At 67.0% G+C, this 19,219-nt stretch carries 16 protein-coding genes; 4 read left to right on the top strand and 12 right to left on the bottom strand.

The window, feature by feature from the left end; genetic code table 11:
• Together B7R22_RS11465 and B7R22_RS11460 are read left to right on the top strand one after the other, a co-directional pair.
• Window positions 1-1,094, top strand: a 1,094-nt coding sequence (locus B7R22_RS11465) for an HNH endonuclease signature motif containing protein (RefSeq protein ID WP_147305361.1), incomplete at its 5' end; no start/stop codon positions are given.
• Between the two features lie 197 nt (window positions 1,095-1,291).
• The gene (locus tag B7R22_RS11460) at window positions 1,292-2,857 is read left to right on the top strand and encodes a DUF7059 domain-containing protein (protein WP_116411849.1); all 1,566 of its coding nucleotides are present in this window, start codon (window positions 1,292-1,294) and stop codon (window positions 2,855-2,857) included.
• 3 nt (window positions 2,858-2,860) lie between these two features.
• On the opposite strand, the gene B7R22_RS11455 is transcribed toward B7R22_RS11460, so the two are convergent.
• From B7R22_RS11455 to B7R22_RS11420, 8 genes are all read right to left on the bottom strand, one after another.
• Window positions 2,861-4,297 carry a threonine/serine ThrE exporter family protein gene (locus tag B7R22_RS11455; protein WP_116411848.1) on the bottom strand — a complete coding sequence of 479 codons (1,437 nt, stop codon included), beginning with the start codon at window positions 4,295-4,297 and terminating at the stop codon, window positions 2,861-2,863.
• A gap of 38 nt (window positions 4,298-4,335) precedes the next feature.
• Complete coding sequence (locus B7R22_RS11450; protein WP_172582325.1) at window positions 4,336-5,118, bottom strand: dienelactone hydrolase family protein; 783 nt, start codon at window positions 5,116-5,118, stop codon at window positions 4,336-4,338.
• A gap of 10 nt (window positions 5,119-5,128) precedes the next feature.
• Complete coding sequence (locus B7R22_RS11445) at window positions 5,129-6,874, bottom strand: ABC transporter ATP-binding protein (RefSeq protein ID WP_116411846.1); 1,746 nt, start codon at window positions 6,872-6,874, stop codon at window positions 5,129-5,131.
• On the bottom strand, window positions 6,871-8,022 hold the full coding sequence (locus B7R22_RS11440) for an ABC transporter permease (RefSeq protein WP_116411845.1): 1,152 nt from the start codon (window positions 8,020-8,022) through the stop codon (window positions 6,871-6,873). The genes B7R22_RS11445 and B7R22_RS11440 overlap by 4 nt, the downstream gene beginning before the upstream one ends.
• A gap of 2 nt (window positions 8,023-8,024) precedes the next feature.
• On the bottom strand, window positions 8,025-9,125 hold the full coding sequence (locus tag B7R22_RS11435) for an ABC transporter permease (RefSeq protein WP_116411844.1): 1,101 nt from the start codon (window positions 9,123-9,125) through the stop codon (window positions 8,025-8,027).
• Between the two features lie 116 nt (window positions 9,126-9,241).
• Window positions 9,242-10,882 carry an ABC transporter substrate-binding protein gene (locus B7R22_RS11430; protein ID WP_116411843.1) on the bottom strand — a complete coding sequence of 547 codons (1,641 nt, stop codon included), beginning with the start codon at window positions 10,880-10,882 and terminating at the stop codon, window positions 9,242-9,244.
• Between the two features lie 232 nt (window positions 10,883-11,114).
• Window positions 11,115-11,789 (bottom strand): hypothetical protein, encoded by a 675-nt coding sequence (locus tag B7R22_RS11425; RefSeq protein WP_116411887.1) that lies wholly within the window; start codon window positions 11,787-11,789, stop codon window positions 11,115-11,117.
• A gap of 189 nt (window positions 11,790-11,978) precedes the next feature.
• A complete protein-coding gene (locus tag B7R22_RS11420; protein ID WP_172582324.1) occupies window positions 11,979-13,394 on the bottom strand; it encodes a glycosyltransferase 87 family protein in 1,416 nt (471 codons plus the stop codon).
• A gap of 56 nt (window positions 13,395-13,450) precedes the next feature.
• Here B7R22_RS11420 and B7R22_RS11415 point away from each other — a divergent pair, with 56 nt between their 5' ends.
• Both B7R22_RS11415 and B7R22_RS11410 read left to right on the top strand, forming a co-directional pair.
• Window positions 13,451-14,830, top strand: a complete 1,380-nt coding sequence (locus B7R22_RS11415) for a molybdopterin-dependent oxidoreductase (RefSeq protein WP_116411841.1) — start codon at window positions 13,451-13,453, stop codon at window positions 14,828-14,830.
• Window positions 14,827-15,306, top strand: a complete 480-nt coding sequence (locus B7R22_RS11410) for a hypothetical protein (protein ID WP_116411840.1) — start codon at window positions 14,827-14,829, stop codon at window positions 15,304-15,306. The genes B7R22_RS11415 and B7R22_RS11410 overlap by 4 nt, the downstream gene beginning before the upstream one ends.
• Before the next feature lie 80 nt (window positions 15,307-15,386).
• Here B7R22_RS11410 and B7R22_RS11405 read toward each other — a convergent pair whose 3' ends face one another.
• From B7R22_RS11405 to B7R22_RS11390, 4 genes are all read right to left on the bottom strand, one after another.
• The gene (locus B7R22_RS11405; protein WP_253259026.1) at window positions 15,387-16,640 is read right to left on the bottom strand and encodes an LCP family glycopolymer transferase; all 1,254 of its coding nucleotides are present in this window, start codon (window positions 16,638-16,640) and stop codon (window positions 15,387-15,389) included.
• 249 nt (window positions 16,641-16,889) lie between these two features.
• A complete protein-coding gene (locus tag B7R22_RS11400) occupies window positions 16,890-17,555 on the bottom strand; it encodes a class I SAM-dependent methyltransferase (protein ID WP_116411839.1) in 666 nt (221 codons plus the stop codon).
• Window positions 17,552-18,238: a TIGR04282 family arsenosugar biosynthesis glycosyltransferase gene (locus B7R22_RS11395; RefSeq protein ID WP_116411838.1), complete on the bottom strand. Its 687-nt coding sequence runs from the start codon at window positions 18,236-18,238 to the stop codon at window positions 17,552-17,554. Before B7R22_RS11395 ends, B7R22_RS11400 begins: the two co-directional genes overlap by 4 nt.
• Window positions 18,239-18,450: 212 nt before the next feature.
• Window positions 18,451-19,188, bottom strand: coding sequence for a glycosyltransferase (locus B7R22_RS11390; protein ID WP_253259036.1), 738 nt, complete (start codon window positions 19,186-19,188; stop codon window positions 18,451-18,453).
• Between the last annotated feature and the right edge of the window lie 31 nt (window positions 19,189-19,219).

Genomic DNA, 19,219 nt, shown 5'->3' with positions numbered 1-19,219 from the left:
GGGGCGATATTGGGGTGGATGTTGCGGAGATGATCACCCGCCGCCTCACCGACGTGGCTTCCCGTGTCGGGTTCACCGAGGAGGTCGAGGAGGCTGAGGGTGGGCTGGTGTCGTATGCGCAGGATCGGGTCGGAGGGTTCGGGTACTCGGTTCGTGAGGTCGATGATCTCGCGATCCGGTACAGGGAGCACCTCGACCCCGACGGCGCGGAACCCCGCGACGCGGAACTGCATGAGCGCCGGTACCTCACGCTGACACCGCACTGTTCCGGGATGACTCGTATCACGGGCATGCTGACAGCCCCGATGGCCGGGATCATCGGCGCCGCCCTCGAACCGTTCACAAGCCCCCGGATCGTCTCGTTCCAGCCTGACACCCCCGATCCTGATGCGCTCGACGATGATGGTGTGCCGGGTGATGCTGTGACGGTGGATACCCGGAGTGCGGGTCAGAAGCGCGCCGACGGTCTTGTGCAACTGATCGAGCTGGGGGCGAAAAACCCAACGGTGCCGCGTCTGAACGGTGCGGCACCGACTGTGAACCTGCACGCCACCCTCGACGACGTCACCTCCGGGCGTGGTGTGGGCTGGATAGACGGCCTCACCGAACCCGTCCCCTACACCACCGTCGAAGCGCTCCTCTGTCACGCGGATGTCATCACGACCCTGTTCGGTCAGCACGGGCAGGTCCTCCAACACGGGAAGACCCGACGCCTGTTCACCGCCGCCCAGAACCGGGCCCTGGCAGCCCGGGACGGCGGGTGTGTCTGGCCAGGCTGCAACGCACCACCGTCCTGGTGTGAGAGTCACCACGTCGACGGGTGGCTTTCCCCAACACACCCGGGCGGCCTGACGGATCTGGACAACGGGGCTCTGCTCTGCCACTTCCATCACTCAAACGTGCACAAAGCACGCTGGAAACTGACCATCCGAAATGGCACCCCGCACGTCATCCCACCCCAATCCCTCGACTGGAACCAAACCCCCAGACCCTGCCAACAAAACAGGGCACGCCAACGGAAACCCGGCCACCACCCACCAGACCATCCATCAGGCGAGGGTCTGCAAAATGATCATCACAGCGACACCGGGTAGAACGACGCCCTCCACAGGCCACCCCACCGGCGCCCTGAACCCGGCCACCACAGCCAACCACCCGAGTTCCGTAGAGTCGCCCGCCGTCCGCACCACCGATCCAGCCACGCGCATCCAGAACCCATCCATCCGACGGCAAGCCCGCAGGGCGCGACAGCAGGTCGAGCACGTGCTGGCGCGTGCGCTTGAATGGGGTGATGGGCTCCACTCTCACCGCCGACCTCCGCCGCGATCTGATCACCTCGTCGTTCAGCGTCGAGACGGTTGGCAGGCTGTGGGGCGAGGAGGCGGCGGCAGCCCTGTTCCGCGGGCAACGGCTTCCGGCCCTCCGCGCACTGGCACGGCGCCGCGCAGATGGTCTGCCGTTCACCCGGGCAGAGGCCCTCGCCGCGCTTTTCGTCCTGAATGAGCCGCTCGACCGAGCCGAGGTCGACCGAGCCCTCCCGCAACTCGGCAGTGCGGGCGCCGAAGCCTTAGGACTGGTCGGCGACGCACCCAGCGGGCAACTCGACGGCAGACTCGACGGCAAACTCCGCGCGCTCCTCGACCTGCGACCGTACAGCTTCGTCGACACGCTCGGTGCGGGCAGCTGGTGGATCCTCTCCGATCTCGGCGAACTCGCCCTCGGGCATCCGCTCAGCGAAGATCACGTGCTCGGCATCGGGGGAGCATCCACCACCCTCAGCGGACTCATGATCAGCTCGCCCGTCGACTCGGCGCTCGACCTCGGCACCGGCTGCGGCATCCAGGCGCTGCACGCATCCCGTCACGCGCGCCGGGTGGTCGCCACCGACATCTCCGAACGGGCGCTCTGGCTGGCAGGACTGAATGCCGAGCTGAACGCGGTAGACAACATCGAGTTCCGGCTGGGGAGTCTCTTCGAGCCGGTTCTGGATGAACGTTTCGACCAGATCGTCTCCAACCCGCCGTTTGTCATCACTCCGCGGCGGGAGGGCGTGCCGCTGTATGAGTACCGCGATGGCGGGCTAGTCGGTGACGCGCTGGTGCAGACGGTCATCCGTGAGGCCGGCGAGCATCTGACACCCGGCGGCACTGCGCAGCTTCTCGGCAATTGGGAGTACCACGTAGCTTCCGCCGACTCGGGCCTCGACCGGGTGCGGGGCTGGATCGAGCCGACGGGTCTCGACGCCTGGGTCATCGAACGCGAGCTGCAGGATGCCGCTCTGTACGCCGAGACGTGGATCCGTGACGGCGGCACCCGCCCCGGAACCCGCCAGTTCGACGAGCTGTACGAAGCGTGGCTCGACGACTTCGATTCACGGCACGTCACGCGGGTCGGTTTCGGCTACGTGCTGTTGCGTGCGCCCCTCGCCGGCACAGGCGGGAGACTCGCGCGCTACGAGACGCTCCATGGCGGGTGGGGTGACAATCCTGCCGGGTTGGGTGAGTACTTCCAGGCCGCGCTGGAGGGTCACGACTGGCAGGCGACGCTCGGCGACGCCGGTCTGCTCACCTCGGTGGTGACCTACGCCTCCGATGTGACAGAGGAGCGCCACTACTGGCCGGGGCAGGAGAATCCGACGGTGATGACGCTCCGGCAGGGCAGCGGGTTCGCCCGAACTGTCTCTCTCGACACGGCGTTGGCCGCGCTCGTGGGTGCCTGCGATGGGGATCTCACGCTCGGGCAGCTGTGCGGCGCGATCGCCCATCTGCTCGAGGTGGAGGAGGCCGTGCTGATCGACGACGTGCTTCCGCGCATCCGGAAGCTCATCGACGACGGGTTCCTGCTGCCGCTGAAGTGACGCTCAGCGACCTCCTCGCAGCGCTCGTCTGGCTCGCCGCGCGCGGTCGAAGTCGCGGGTGAGACCCGTCCCGACGAGGATGCCGAGCGCGATCGAGAAGAGCGAGAGCGCGGTGTTCACGATGGTGGCGGCGCTGCCTGCGCTCTCCGTTGCCGTTTCACTGATGCCGATGAAGCCGAGCGCGCCGGGAACCAGCAGCCAGAACGAGGCGAGGGTCATGACGGTGGCTGGTGGTGCTGTGCGGAAGCGCGCGAAGAGCCGACTGATCGGCACGATCACCAGGGCGCCGACGAATCCACCGAGCTGCGGACCGATGGCGATCGCTCCGAGGGACTGGGCCCCATAGGCCACGAACAGCGCGAGCAGGATCCAGAGGAACGACCTCTTCGGTGCCGACAGGAACAGCACGTAGCCGGCGGCGACCAGAGCGACACCGAGCACCGAGGTCCACCAGCCCAGTTGCACTCCGACGCTCAGCACCGTGACACTCGCCGTGACCGTGAAGCCGGCGATGACCCCGAAGGTGAGCAGCAGAAGCTGAGCGACTCCGTAGACGATGCGGCTCGCGCCGGCGATGATCTGGTTGCTGGTGAGTTCGATCGAGGCGACAGTCAGGGTGAGTCCCGGCAGAAAGCTCACCAGCGCCGGGGTGATCAGCCGCAGCGGATCGCCGCTCGCCGGCCCGGTGAGGAACAGCACGGTGACGATGGTCACAATGAACGCAGCGAAGACCGGCATCGCACTGGCGAGGGTGGGGAGTTTCCGGCCGAGGAGCAGCATCAGCCCCACGATCGCCCCGAGCAGCACGTAGGCCGGTACCGCCGAGAGTGTCGGGTTCAGGGTGAGCCCGAAACCGAGGCACAGCACGGTGTGCCCGATCACGATCATCCACGCCGGGAAACGCGGACGGGACGACCGGATGATCGCAAACCTCGTCGCCGCATCGTCGGGGTTCAACCGGCCGAGCCGCGCTTCGTTCACCAACTCGTCGATGGACGCGGCCTGGTCGAGCCGCACGGAGAGGGAGGAAACGGTGTCGAGATCGGTGCGACCGGCTCGCACGGGGTCTCCGATGCCGCTGTGTGCACTGCCGCGACCGCTCGCGGCGCGCACGTCGTCGGCAAGTCCGGCCGCGATGCGGGCTGTGCTGATGGTGCCCGTGTCGACCGCGACGGAGGGGATGCTGTCGAGCTGCAACACCACGAGAGTCGGCAGTACTGCGATGCGAATGCCGGTCAGATGGTACGTTTCGGCGATCTCGTAGAGCGTCGACTCCACATCGTTCGTCGCCTGGCTCGACGCGAGCATCGCGATGCCGAGGGTGCGGAGCATGGTCAGGATCGACGTGTCGACGGCCACGTCGTCTGGTGGTTGCTCGCTCACGGGCGGAGGTTTCAGCGACCAGCCGAACGCTCGCCGTACCAGGTCGAAGGCGCTCATCCGGTCATCTTCCCTCAGGTCGTCAGCGGGTGGTTGTGTCAGCGAGTCGGCGCGAGGTTCTTGGCCAGGAAGGCGAGGCTCTTCTTCCAGGCGTCCTGCGCTGCGTCCTTGCGGTAAGCGTGCGCGTTCGACTCGTTGAAGAAGGCGTGACCGGTGTTCCGATAGGCGATCGCGGTGAAATCGACGTGCGCAGCTTTCATCTGCGCGGTCAGGCCCGGCAACGCCAGGAAGAGGGCCGGGTCGTCTTCACCGACGAAGTACAGGATCGGACAGGCGATCTCGCCGAGCAGCTCCCTGGGCAGGTTCACGTAGGCGTAGAAGGGGATGGATGCTCGCACCCGCGAGTCGGCGACGGCGAGGCTGAAGGCATAGCTGCCGCCGAAGCTGAACCCGGTGACAGCGATCCGGCCGTCGACAGCCTCCTGCCGGTGGAGGTGGTCGACGGCGGCGATCAGCCGGTGGATGGCCCGGGTCGCGAAGGCGGGGTCCGTGATGGGAGCCATCAGCTCGCGGAGGCGTTCCTGGCCCGCAGCGAGCTCAGCGGGGTCGGCGCTGACCAGCTGTCGCTGCAGTTCGTCGGCTTCGCCGGATGACGCGCCGAGGTCGTCCATCAGATCGGGCGCAATGGTCAGGTACCCCTCGGCCGCGTACCGGTCTGCAACGCTCCGGATGTGGTCGACGAGCCCCCAGACCTCGTGGATGACCATGACGGCACCCCTGTACTGTTCCGCCGGGATCTGCGGCGTCGCGACATACGCCGTGAACTCGGCACCGGCAGCGCTGAGGGTCACGGTCTGGCTGGCAGCAGGCGTCTGGTTCACGGCAGACAGTTTACGAGGTGCCGGCCGCGCGAGCCTCATCGGCGCGAAGCGCCCGCAGTGCCTCGCGCCGTGACGCCTGCTCGACCGGATCGGGCACGGGCAGCGATGCGAGCAGGCGCTGGGTGTAGGGGTGTTTCGGCGAGCCGAGCACCTCCGAACCGGTTCCCTCCTCGACGAGCTTGCCCTTGTAGAGCACCGCGATGCGGTCGGCCAGCAGATCGACCACGGCGAGGTCATGGCTGATGAAGAGCGCGGCGAACCCGAACTCGCGCTGCAGCTCGGCGAAGAGCTCGAGAACCCTGGCCTGCACCGAAACGTCGAGCGCGGAGGTGGGTTCGTCGGCGATCAGCAGTGCCGGTTCCAGTGCGATGGCGCGGGCAAGGCTTGCCCGTTGCCGTTGACCGCCCGAGAGTTCGTGGGGGTAACGGTCGCCGTAGCTCTTCGGGAGCTGCACCGCCTCCAGGAGCTCGTCGACGCGGGCCCTGGCTTCACGGGGGTTGCCGGCACGGCCGTGCACGACCAGCGGTTCGGCCACGCAGTCGGCGATGGTGAGCAGGGGATTGAAACTCGAGGCGGGATCCTGGAACACGAAGCCGATGTCGCTCCGCACCTTCTTGAAGACGCGCTCGCGGATGCCGTTCATCTCGTGATCGAGCACCTTCAGGGAGCCGCCGGTCACGCGGGTGAGTCCGCCGATGGCACGGCCGATGGTGGTCTTGCCCGATCCGCTCTCGCCGACCAGGCCAAGCACTTCGCCCGCCCGGATCTCGAAGTCGACCCCGTCGACCGCGACGAATCCGCCACGACCGAAACGACCCGGGTACTCGATGCGGAGGCCCGAGGCGACGACGACCGGAGTGGCGTTCTGCCAGTCGGTTGCGCGAGCGGATGCCCGTTCTACTGTCTGGAGTGCCCCCTGGCCGATGTGCGGCACGGAGGCCAGAAGCTTCTTCGTGTAGTCGTTCTGGGGATCGGAGAACAGGGTGACGGCGTCGGCCTGCTCGACCACCTCACCCTGGTACATGACGGCGACCCGGTCGGCGAGGTCTGCGACGACACCCATGTTGTGGGTGATCAGAACGATGGCGGTGCCGAACTCGTCGCGGCAGCGGCGCAGCAGGTCGAGGATCTCGGCCTGTACGGTGACGTCAAGGGCGGTCGTCGGCTCGTCGGCCACGATCAGCCCCGGATCGAGCACGAGCGCCTGCGCGATGACGACGCGCTGCTTCTGGCCACCCGAGAACTGGTGCGGGTAGTAGTTCACCCGCGTCTCGGGGTCGGGGATGCCGACGCGGCCGAGGATGTCGATCGCCTTGGCCTTCGCCTCTGCGCGCGTGTACTTCCCATGTGCGCGAAGCCCCTCGGCGATCTGCCAGCCGACGGTGTAGACCGGGTTCAGCGCCGTCGAGGGTTCCTGGAAGACCATCGACACATCGGAACCCCGGATGCCGCGGAGCTGCTTCTTCGACAGGCTCAGCACATCGTTGTTGTGTGAACTGCCGGCCCCGGGTGCGCCGCCGCCGTCGCGGCTCGAGAGGATGATCGCACCCCGCGCGGTCGCGGTCTCCGGCAGGAGGCCGAGGATCGACTTCGCGGTGACGGTCTTGCCTGACCCGCTCTCGCCGACGATGGCAAGCACCTCGCCCGCGGCCACCTCGAGACTGACCCGGTCGACGGCCTTGATCGCCCCGGCGTCTGTGGAGAAGGAGACTTCGAGATTCTCGATGGAGACGATGGTCTTCTGCTGGCCGCTCATGGCTGGCGCCTTTCCGGCTGGGAGGTGTCGGTGTGTGAGGTGTCCGTGTGTGTTCTCGTACCGCTGTCGTCGAAGTCACCGCAGCCTTCGAGCCCCGAGAGCCCGCCGAGACCGGCTTCCAGAGTGCCGCCGGGAACCACCGAGGTGGCGGCAACGTCACCCGCGGCCGCTGCCACTGCGCGTCGACCCCGGAGGCGTGGGTCGGCGAGATCGTTCAGGCTCTCGCCCACGAGGGTGACGCCGAGCACCGAGAGGACGATGGCGAGACCCGGGAAGACAGCTGTCCACCAGATGCCGCTTGTCACGTCCGAGAGCGACTTGTTCAGGTCGTAGCCCCATTCGGCTGCGGCCGTCGGTTCGATTCCGAAACCGAGGAAGCCGAGCCCCGCGAGGGTGAGTACGGCCTCCGAGGCATTCAGGGTGAAGATCAGGGGGAGGGTGCGGGTGGAGTTCCGGAGGACGTGCCGCACCATGATGCGGGCGTTCGAGGCCCCGATGACCTTTGCCGACTCCACGAAGGCCTCGCCCTTGATACGCACGGTCTCCGCCCGGATGACGCGGAAGTACTGCGGGATGTACACCACGGTGATCGAGATCGCCGCCGCGAGGATGCCGCCGTAGAGGTTCGACTGGCCGCCCGAGATGACGATCGACATCACGATGGCCAGCAGCAGCGACGGGAACGCATAGATCGCGTCGGCCAGCACCACGAGGATCCGGTCCAGCCAGCCGCCGAAGTACCCGGACACGAGCCCGAGGAAGACGCCGAGGAAGATCGAGAGCACGATGGCCACGATCATCACTTCGAGAGCGGTCTGCGCGCCCCAGATCACCCGGGAGAACACGTCGTACCCGCCGACGGTGGTGCCCCAGAGGTGTTCGGGGCTCGGTGGCAGCTGGGCGCCGAACTGGCCGTCCGGGCCGCGGAGCTGCGCGAAACCGTAGGGGGCGATGAACTGCGCGAAGACCGCGCAGATGATGAAGACGCCGGTGATGATGAGGCCGGCGACGAGCATCCCGCGTTGGAGGCCGACACTCTGGCGGAGCTGGTGTACGACGGGGAGGCGGGAGAGCAGCGAGCGTCTCGCGGGCCGTGGGAGCCTCGTGGAGGTGGGCGTGGACTTCGTACGCGTCGGGGAGTTCGTCATGGTCAGTACCTCACTCGCGGGTCGATGAGGGCGGCGATGATGTCGACGATGAAGTTGGTCACGGCGACGATGACGGCGAGCAGGGCGACGATGCCCTGCACGGCGACGAAGTCGCGGGCAGCGAGGTACTGGGCGAGCTGGAAGCCGAGGCCCTTCCACTCGAAGGTCGACTCTGTGAGCACGGCCCCGCCCAGCAGCAGGGCGATCTGCAGGCCGATCACCGTGATGATCGGGATGAGGGCCGGCTTGTAGGCGTGCTTCCGTACGAGACGGAACTCGCTGACACCCCGCGAACGCGCCGCATCCACGTAGTCCGTCGAGAGTGTGCCGATGACGTTCGTTCTGACCAGGCGGAGGAACACGCCGGCTGTGAGCAGACCGAGCGCGATCGCCGGAAGGATGGCATGCATGAGCACATCACTGATCACCGCCGGGTCGCCGGTCTGGAAGGCGTCGATCAGGTAGATGCCCGTCTTGTTCGGCAGGAACTGCATTTCGAGTTCTGACGAGGTGGATGCCCGCCCCGCCACCGGCAGCACGTTCAGCCAGACGGAGAAGACGAGCTTCAGCAGGATGCCCGCGAAGAAGACCGGCGTCGCGTAGCAGAGGATGGCGAAGACGCGGAGCACGGCGTCCTGGCCCTTGTCGCGGAAGTACGCGGCGAGCATCCCGAGCGGGATGCCGACGATGAAGGCGACGATGAGGGCGTAGAACGCCAGCTCCAGCGTCGCGACCCCGTAGGTCGCGAGGATGGTCGTGATGGGGCGGTTGTCGCTGATGCTCGTGCCGAAGTTGCCGGTCACGATCTGGCCGAGGTACTCGAAGTACTGCACGAGGATGGGCCGGTCGTACCCGGCCGCGTGGATGCGCTCCTGCAGCTGCGCGCCGCTCAGGCGGCCGCCGAGAGCCGCCGTGATCGGGTCGCCTGTGGCGCGCATCAGGAAGAAGACGAGCGTGACGAGGATGAAGATGGTGGGGATGATCAGCAGGAACCGCACCACGATGTAGCGGCCGAGCCCCCCGCCGGGTAGGCGCCGCCTGGCAGTGGGCCTGGAGGTCGGGCTGGGGGCGGGTGCGCCAACAGCTGGAACAGTCGCTGTCATGGGTGCCAATCGTCAGTGGTGGGCAGGTTGGTACAGAGAGTACAGGTCGTTCGGAGACTGCAGAGAAGGGGGGCGATCCGCTGGATCCGGATCGCCCCCCGAGTGGTGCGGAGTGCCTAGCTCTTCGAGAGAGCTCCGTAGCGGAACTTGAACGACGCGTCGAGCGTATCGGCAGCACCGTTCACGTTCGAGCCGACGACGGCGACCTGCGAGCCCTGGAGGTAGGGGATCGTCGAGAGGTCGGCCGCGACCTTGGCCTGGATGTCCTCGACCTCCTTCTGGCGTGCCGCGGGGTCGGTCTCGCTGAGCTGCTTGGTGATCTCGTCCTGCACGGCGGTGTTCTCGTAGTGGTTCGCGAGGAAGTTGTCGGCGGAGAAGAACGGCGTCAGGTAGTTGTCAGCGTCCGAGTAGTCGGGGAACCAGCCGAGCTGGTACTCCGGGTAGACGTCTGCCGTGCGGTCCTTCGAGTACTGCACGTAGTCGGTCGTCTGCAGGTTGACCGTGAACAGGCCGCTCGACTCGAGCTGGTCTTTGATCAGCGCGTACTCGTCGCCTGACGAGGGACCATAGTGCTCGGAGACGTACTGAAGGTTCAGCGTGACCGGCCCGGTTACACCGGCGGCAGCGAGGGTCGACTTCGCCTTGTCGGCGCTGGGCTTGCCCGTTCCGTCTCCGTAGAGGTCTTTCAGGACGGTGGTCGCACCGGTGAGTCCGGCGGGAACGTAGGAGTACAGCGGTGTGTACGTGTTCTTGTAGACCTGCGAGGCGATGGCGTCACGGTCGATCAGGTCGGCCACGGCCTTGCGCACGGCGAGCGACTTGGCCGGGTCGGCCTCGGATGTGGTGGCACCGTACGGCATCGTGTTGAAGTTGAAGACGATGTAGCGGATCTCGCCGCCGGGACCGTCGACGACCTTCACCTTGCTGTTCGTCGACAGGTCGGCGATGTCGGTGGCCGAGAGGCTGCGATACGCGACGTCGATGTTGTTCTGCTGGATGTCGAGCTTGAGGTTCGGAGCCTCTGCATAGTACTTGACGTTGACGGTCTCGGTCTTCGGTGCTCCGAGCAGTCCCTGGTAGTTCGGGTTCGCCTTGTACTGGATGGTGTTGTTGAAGTCGTAGCTCGAGATGTCGTACTGCCCGGCGAACGGGTGACCCTTGACGATGTCGTTGTCGGGGGTCAGCGCGGTGGCCGAGAAGACCTGCTCGTCGACGATCGGGCCGGCCGGGCTCGAGAGGACCTGGGCGAAGGTCTGGTCGTTCGCGTTCTTCAGGGTGAAGACCACGGTGGTGGGGTCGGGTGCAGCAACGCTCGCGAGGTTGCCGAGCAGGGACGACGGGCCGTTCTCATCGGCGATCGCGACGATGCGGTCGAAGCTGAACTTCACGTCGGAAGAGGTGAGGTCGTTGCCGTTCACGAACTTCAGCCCGGGCTTGAGCTTGACCGTGAACTCGGTGGGGGAGGTGAAGTCGGCCGAGACGGCGATGTCGGGCTTCACATCCGGGCTACCGAGCGGGGAATTGACGAGGAAGGGGTAGATCTGGTTCTCGACGGCGAACGAACCGTTGTCGTAGGAGCCGGCCGGATCGATGGTGGTGATCTTGTCGGTCGTGCCGATGGTGATCGAGCCGGAGGACGTGCCGCCGGAGGCGGACCCGCCGGAGTTGGAGCCGGAGCAGCCGGCCAGGGCGAGGGCCGAGACGGCGAGTGCGGCGGAGACCGCGAGCACGCGCTTTCGATGGAATGCGGAGGACATGGGTGTCTACCTCTTTCGGTTTGCTGTTTGCTGTGTAACCAGTCTTAACACACCCGGAGAACGCGGCCGGTCAATTCGGCCGAATGTTTACAGCAACGCAACGAACCGCTCGTGTGGAGGAGAGGAGCACCGAATACCGTTCCGAAGCAACAAATGCCCATCAACAGAGAAAGGCCCCGGCGCAATGCGCCGGGGCCTTTCGAATGCTGTGTGATGCGGGGAGAAGCAGTTACTACTTGGTGTTCACCGTGATCTTGGCGACACCGACGAGCAGGCCTTCCTTGACGGCGGTCGTGCCGTAGGTCTTGTTCAGCAGCGCAGCAGCGTCAGCCGACACGTGGACCGTGGTGCCCTCGAGGATCGCGGTGCTACCCGAGGTCTGCAGGGGCTTCAGGGTCGAACCGTCGAGGTCGAACAGGAAAGCCTGCTTGGCGACATCTGCACCATTGGCGGCAACGTCACCGTAGAGCTTCGAGGTTCCGGGGTCGATCGTGAAGTTGGTCAGGTCGACCTCGATGCCGCCACCGGTCAGGCTGAGGCCCGAGCCCTTGTGCTCGATGGAGCCCTGGACGTACGGACGGAAGGACTCGTTCGGGTCGTAGTACTTGACGTTTCCGCCCGTGATCGGGAAGTCGAGCACGCCAGCGGTGGACAGGGTCGCGGTGCCGATCACGCCGGGGGTGAGGCCGAGGCTCTTCAGTGCTGCGAGGAAGCCAGCGTCGACCGTGACGGCCGTGTCCTTGCCCGAGAGGGCGGGGATGCTCGCAAGCGGCGTTCCGTTGGTCGAAGCCGACGCCGAAGCGGAGGGCGAAGAAGACGTGGTGGAAGACGTGGAGCAGGCGGCGAGCGAGAAAGCGAGCAGCCCCGAAGCGGCGATGGCGATCGAGACCTTCTTGAAGTTGCGCATGATGGACATCCTTTTCTGTGGGTGGGTTTCGGGTACGTCAAAGGAGTTGATGTACCGGTTCACGTGTAGCCGGAGCCACACATCCGCCGGGACAAGAACTGACGGAGTCGAAACCCGTTTGTGTCGGTGATTGCCTGACGCTATGAGTTCGCCACCCCCCGCAAATCGGATGGGTATGGATTTTCGTTCTCAGGTCACGCTCAGGTTCGCTGTCGGTCGGGGGCTGCCGCCGAGGCCGCCGGTGCGCCGTCTCAACACCGTGACGATCAGGATGCCCACGATGGCGGCCGCGAATGAGATCCGTGCCACCGCCAGCGTGGGTGCCAGCAGCTGCACGGTGAGGGCGAGGGGAACGAGCATCCATTCCCACCGCCGGGTGAGCGCGACGAACGGCACCATCAGCAGTGCGTACCAGGAGTAGCTCGGCGTGACGACGAGCATGGTCACCCCTATCATCACGACCTGGCCGAACCACGGACTGTCCTGGTCGGTGAAGCGGAATACGAGCAGGGCGGTCACGAGCAGAAGGATCGCCGCCAGCACCAGCGATCCGAGCCCGGGGGCGACGATCGACAACAGAGCGAACCGGCTGCCGTCGTCATATCCTTCCTCGCTGAGGTACCCGGGCAGAAAACCGATCACCGCAATGCCGGTCGACAGGATGTAGGGCACGTAGAGGGCGGCGAAGGTCAGAACGGCGGAGATCGAGACGCTGAACGGATGCCGCCGGAGGATCGCGGGAACGCCGATGACCGGCACGAGCTTCACTGCGATGGCGACGCCGAGGCTGATTCCGCCGAGAACGCTGCGCGAAAGATCGACCCGCCTGACGCCCGTTCCCGCCCGGGAGAGGACGAGGGTGGCGATGAGCAGCAGCAGCGCCGCGAGGGCGTCCACATGCGAATTCGTCACCGCCTCCGTGGCAACGAAGGGGCTCCAGGCCCAGATTGCGGCCCAGCGCGGGTCGATGCCGCGTCGGCGCAGGGCGAGAACCAGCGCGATGCTCACCCCGATGAGGATGAGGGCGCCGGCGACCTGGAACGGCGTGTAGCCGACGCTCGCCGGAACGGTGGCTCTGACGCCCGCGAAATAGAGTTCGGCAGCCGGCGGATAGATCGTGTTGACCTGTGGCCGGTTGATGGTCGTGCAGGTCACCACGAAGGAGGGAATGCTCAGCGTGCGCCCCACGCGGGGCCCCTCGCACTGCGGGTGCCCGTCGGCGTCGTCCACTGTCGCCGGGAACAGCCAGTCGGTGCGGAATTCGGCCAGAGCGTCGTCGGCAGGCACGTGGGTATAGGGGGAGACGCCGCCGAGCTGCACGATCCCGTCCCAGGCGTAGCGGGCGGAGTCGGTGCTGGTGTTCGGCGGTCCGGCGAGCGCGCTGCCGCCGAGCAGGGCCGATCCGGCGATCACGAGCACGATCGCCGCCCTCGCGGGCACCTTCCTGACCGACCAGAGCGCCAGGGCGTAGAGCGCCCAGAGGCCTGCTGTGCACCAGAAGATGCCCCCGGCATCCGACGGGTCGAAGAAGCCGACCGCGGTGATCGAGAACACGGTGAGCGCGGCCATCGCAACGAGGATGATGGCCGTCAGCAGAATACGCACAACGCCTATCATGGGGCCAGAGCCACCACTTCGGTGTCCCGCTCCGAAGAGAGACCATGCGCCGACTGCTTCTCACCCTCCAGCACGCCGTCGCCGTGCCCACCCGCAATCCGCGGCTCGCGGTGGTGATCGGCCGCCTGCTCGCCCTGGCCTTCCTGGTCTGCTTCGGCACCGGGCTCTACAGCCACTTCCTGCAGGAACCGCTGCCCTGGATGCACTTCCCGACGTTCCCGAGCAACCTCTACCAGTTCACGCAGGGCATTCACATCACCGCCGGGATCGCCTGCTTCCCGCTGATTCTGGCAAAGCTCTACACCGTGTTCCCGAACCTGTTCGAGACCCCGCCGATCACGGGTATCGGCAGTCTGCTCGCCCGGGCATCCATCGCCGTCTTCGTGGGGGCGTCGCTGGTCGAGATCACCATCGGGCTGCTGAACACCTACCAGTTCTACCCGTGGCCGTTCGGCTTCCGCGAGGTGCACTTCGCGCTGTCGTTCGTGATCATCGGATCGCTCGCCATCCATATCGGCGTGAAACTGCCGATCATCGCAAAGTATTGGCGGAAGCGCGACGGTTACGGCCCCGAGCTCGCCTTCGATGAGGAGGAGCGCGCCGAGATCAATGCTCCGCTCGTGGACGCGCTGCCGGCACCGCTTCAGAAGGTGCCGGGCGCGCGCCAGGTGTCCGGGCTGACGGGGCGGCTGTTCCGCTGGATCGACGCCGCGCCCGCCGAGGGCGTCGTGCCGCTCCGGGCGGTGGATGTCGCCCCCGACGCACCCGCGACGCCGGCCGTTCCCGCCGATGAGCCCGAGCCTCTCGGGCAGTCCCGCACCCGGGCATCCACGAGTCGGCGGGGCTTCCTGGTCACCGTCGGCGTCGGCGTGGCCGCGGTCGTTGTGCTGACCGCCGGGCAGTCCTTCGCGCTGCTGAGACCGTTCAACCTGTTCGCACCGCGGGTGAAGGGGATCGGGCCGCAGTCGGTGCCCATCAACCGCACCGCCACCGCCGCACAGGTCACCGAGACGGCGACGGCACCGGACTGGGCGCTCACTCTGAGCAACGGATCCCGCACTCTGTCGTTCAGCCGCGCCGAGCTGCTCGCGATGCCGCAGACCACCGTCGACCTGCCGATCGCCTGTGTCGAGGGCTGGAGCCAGATGGCCACCTGGACGGGCGTGCGGCTGAAGGAGCTCGTCCGGCAGGTCGACGCGGGCCAGAGCGCGGCCCTCCGCATCACCAGTCTCGAGAAGGAGGGTGGCTACCGAGTCACCCAGATGGGGTCGGAGTACGTGGCCGACAACACCACCCTCGTGGCGCTGACGCTGAACGGCGAGACACTCGACATCGACCACGGGTATCCAGCGCGGATGATCGCGCCCGGGCGCCCCGGTGTGCTGCAGACGAAATGGCTGAGCAAGCTGGAGGTGCTGTCATGAGCGGACGCGAGCTGAGTGGGCCCGGAATGAGCGCCCGCACGATGCGGCTGACCCGAACGATCCTGATCGGTGTGGGGGTGCTCGGCCTGGTGCTCGGCGCCGTCGTGCTGGTCTCGAAACAGGATCTGCCCGCGATCCTCGGCGTGGCGGCGTGGATGCTCGGGGCGATCATCCTGCACGACGCGATCCTGTCGCCGGTCGTGTTCCTCATCGGCGTGGTGGCCAGGCACGCCGGTCGACGGGTGTCGAAGGTGGTTCTGGCGATCATCCAGGGCGGAATCGTCACCGGATGCCTGCTGATGCTGCTCGTGGTGCCGGAGTTCTACGCGAAGACGTTGCCGATCGCGAACGACACGGTGCTGCCGTTCGACTACGCGGCCCGGCTGGGCTTCATGTGGCTCGGCCTCGCCGTGCTGACGGCGGGGGTCTGCGTGGTGTACCTGCGGGTCGCCGGGCGCCGGAACGTCGCCCGCTAGAAGGCTGCCCGGCAGAACGTCGCCCGGCAGAACGCCGCCCGGCAGAACGCCGCCCGGCAGAACGCCGCCCGGCAGATCGGCTAGTTGCCGACAGTACAGGTCTCGTCGGCTGCAGTCTGGCCGGTCACGTTCGAGGGCAGGGCAACGTCGGTCGAGGTCGGCGCGGGCGCCGTCGTCGCACCGTCGGTCGGCACTGCCGTGTTGGTCGGCACTGCCGTGTCGGTCGGAGTGGCGTTGGGGTCGCTGGTCGCGGCCTCGCCCGTTCCGCCGGTGAGGGAGATCGGCTGGTTGTTCACCAGTGCGGCATTGAGCACCTCTGCGGCAGTCTTGTCGGCGACCACACGGTTCGGGTCGTCGGGGTCGGCGACCACCGGGTACTGAACGAAGACGAGCTGCTTGAGGTCGACGTCCTTCAGGGCGAGGGCGATCGAGACCATCGAGTTCGCGTTGTTGAGGCTCGTCGACATCTTCATATTCGCGAGGGCCGCGTTCGCGAGCTGGTAGAGCGTCACCGGGTTGGCGAGCACGCCGGCGCTGGTGACCTTGCGCATGAGCGCAGACAGGAAGACCTGCTGGTTGCTGATGCGGCCGAGGTCGCTGCCGTCTGCGACGCCGTGGCGGGTACGAACGAAGGCGAGTGCCTCGTCGCCGATCAGGTTCTGGTTGCCGGCCTGGAGGTCGAGGCCGGTGTAGGAGTCGACGACCGGCGAGGCGAGGCAGACGGTGACGCCGCCGACGGCGGTGGACATCGCCGACACACCGGAGAAGCTGATCTCGGCGGCGTACGGGATCGTCAGGCCGGTCAGGGCCTCGACGGTGAGCACGGTGCAGGAGATTCCGCCGCGCGACAGGGTGGAGTTGAAGATCGCGGCGTCGGTGGCGTCGATGGTGCCCGATCCCTTGGGGTCGGGGCAGGCGGGAACCGGGCCCACGAGGTCGCGTGGAAAGCTGATGACGGCAGCGCTCTTGTGGTCGGCCGAGATGTGCAGCAGGATCGTCACGTCGTTGTTGCCGACGCCGGAGCTGGCGATCTGGTTGGCAGAGTCTTCGAAGCCGGCGCCCTGGTCGGTGCGGGTGTCGGTGCCGACGAGCAGCAGGTTGACACTGCCCTCCGCAGCCCCGATGGCGACGGCCGGTGCGTTCTCGCCCGTCGCGGTCTGGAGTTGGATGCCCGGCTGCGCACGACCGAGAGTCTGTGCCACAGCGATGGCGGCCACCGAGGTGGAACTGACGGCGAGCACCGCAACGACAGCCAGCACGATGCGGAACATGACACCTGCGGGACGTCTCGCCTGCAGCCGGCCGTGGCGCACCTGCAGGTCGGGCGCGCTCACTGCGCTGCTCCGGACGGCGTTGCTCCGGACAAAGTTGCTCCGGACAGCGTTGCTCCGGATAGCGCTGTGAGCCACAGCGCTGTCAAAGAATGTGTCAGTCTCATTCGCGGCCGGGTGCCCTTCAGTCAGCAATCGTCACCCTATGTTGCCGTATCCGAACCCGCGCAGCTGGTCACTGCGGTGTTTTTACCGGAGATTCCTCGGGAATGCTCAGTATTGCTGCGGTCAGCTCTGCTGCTGTCAGCTTTGCTACGGTCGGCTCTGGCGCTCGAGGCGGCAGAATGACCGCCCGTCACGAGTCCAGGTCTGCACCGGGGTGAGACCGACCTCTGCGGCACGGGCAGCGAGGGCGGAACTGCCGATCTCGGCCCACGGGAACGAGGCGCTCGCGCAACCATCGTCACCCACGACCGTGCAGTCATAGGTGCGGTCGAGCGTCGGATCCCGCTGCACCTCGACGAGCACACAGCCGGTGGGTGACAGGAGTTCGGCGCACCGTTCGAGCAGTGCGGTCGGATCGCCGCCGATACCGATGTTTCCGTCGACCAGCAGCAGCGTCATCCATTCGCCCTCAAGCGGGAGGCGGTCGAAGACCGAGGCCTCGAGCACCGGCACGCCGGCGGCGAGGGCGACTCCGACAGCCGCGCGCGAGACGTCAATACCGAGGGCGCTGTATCCCGCGGTGAGTGCCGCCCTGACCATCCGGCCAGGCCCGCAGCCGATGTCGAGCAGGGGCCCGGTTCCCTCCTCGATGAGGCTCATGTCTGTGGCGTCGGCCGCGGAACTCCAGCGGGCGACATCCATCACCAGCGACCGTGAATCGGGCGCGCCGACGGGTACGAGCAACAGCTGGCCGTCGTTCTGCAGGGCGCGGGCGTACGGTTCGCCGCCGCCGGCGCCGAAGGTGGGCGTCATGCTCGTGCTCCCGCGAGGTCTCGTGCTGTGCGGGTGGGTGCCGCGTTCTCCGACCCGGCTGCTCGCCAGGCCGCCGCGAACCGGCCCTCGGGTGCGAGGGAAGCCACGAGCGCGGCATCCTGTGCCGTGTCGACATCGGTGAGGCTCGCGAGCAGACCGACAGTGAGGCCGGCCTGGTGCAAGCGGTCGAGCTGGATGCTGCCGGTGTCGTCCTGGGACATGGGGACGCCCTCGATGACGCTGCCGTCGGGGTTGGCCATGGCCAGCGCCCAGAACCCGCCATCGGTGGAGAGCCCGAGCCAGGCGTCGGGGAGCTCTGAGTCCACACCCTGCGGCCAGCTGAGAATGGGCTCGAGGTCGCTGCGGAGGAGCTGGGGAGTGTCCATGCCGACCAGCAGAGTGGGCCCCTCGCACTTCGAGAAGATGTCGGCGAGTCGGGCATCCAGGCCGCCTTCTGCCTGCGGAATCAGCTCGAACCCCTCTGCTTCGACGGGCGCATTCGCCGGGTCGCCGTCGAACGCGAGGATGCGACGCTCTGCGGGAAGCCCACGTACGACGTCGAGGGTGTCGGCGAGACTCGCGGATGCGACGGCTGCAGCCTGTTCGAAGGTGAGGTCGGGGGCCAACCGGGTCTTCACCCGCCCGGGAACACACTCTTTTGCGATGACGATGACTGTGAGCACCGGAACTCCCTCTTGGCTGCGTGTGACTGCGACATATGCTGCACGGTGTTGCTGGCTGTGTTGCTTGCTGTGTTGCTGCTGTGTTTGTGGTGATTGCTGTGTTTGCTGTGTTTGTGCGGGAGTGGTTCGGAGCAGGGGCCCGGATGGTTGGTTCGTACAGCCGGCGGTCAGGTTCAGCCCACCGTCGGTGTGGGAAGGTTCAGCAGCGGTGCTCAGCCGTCGTCGCCGTTCTTCGAGGCGGTGTTCATTGCCGCGCTGGTTTTCACGGCGCCGTTCTGTACGGCGCTGTTCTTTACCGCGGAGAGCAGTCGGGACATGTCGCGGATCGCTCCGATGGTTCCCTGCACCGTGCCGGTGACCTTGGAGCGACCGACGCGCGGGGAGTACGCGGTATCGGTCTCGACGATACTCCACCCTCTCTCATTGGTGCGGAGCACCATTTCGAGCGGATAGCCGCTCCGGCGGTCGATCAGGCCGAGGGCGAGGAGGTCGGCCCGGCGGGCGACACGCATCGGCCCGAGGTCGTGCAGCACCACGCCTGAACGCAGGCGGATGAGGAGAGAGAGGGCACGGTTCGCGAGCCGGGCGTGCAGGGGCCAGGATCCTCGGGACGTCGGGCGGCGGCGGCCGAGCACGAGGCGTGCGCCGGTGAGCGTGGCTGTGCCGGGTGTGACTGTGCCGGGTGTGACTTCGCGGACAGCGGGCGCGAGGAGGGCGACCATGCGGGGGAGTTCCGACGGATCCATCGAGGCGTCTGCGTCGCAGAACGCGACCGTCTCCGCCGTCGCAGCAAGGAGACCCGCGTGCGCGGCCGCTCCGAAGCCGCGCCTCGACTCGGTCACGACGATGGCGCCGTGCGCGCGCGCCACAGCGGCCGAGTCATCCGTCGACCCGTTGTCGACCACGATTGCGCGGTAGCCGGCCGGCAGGCGGCCGAGCACCCAGGGCAGGGCGTCGGCCTCATTGAGGCAGGGGAGGACG

The sequence above is a fragment of the Subtercola boreus genome (assembly GCF_003399635.1).
In the GTDB taxonomy this organism is placed as follows: Bacteria; Actinomycetota; Actinomycetes; order Actinomycetales; family Microbacteriaceae; genus Subtercola; species Subtercola boreus_B.
This window is presented reverse-complemented; position numbering and strand designations above follow the sequence as displayed.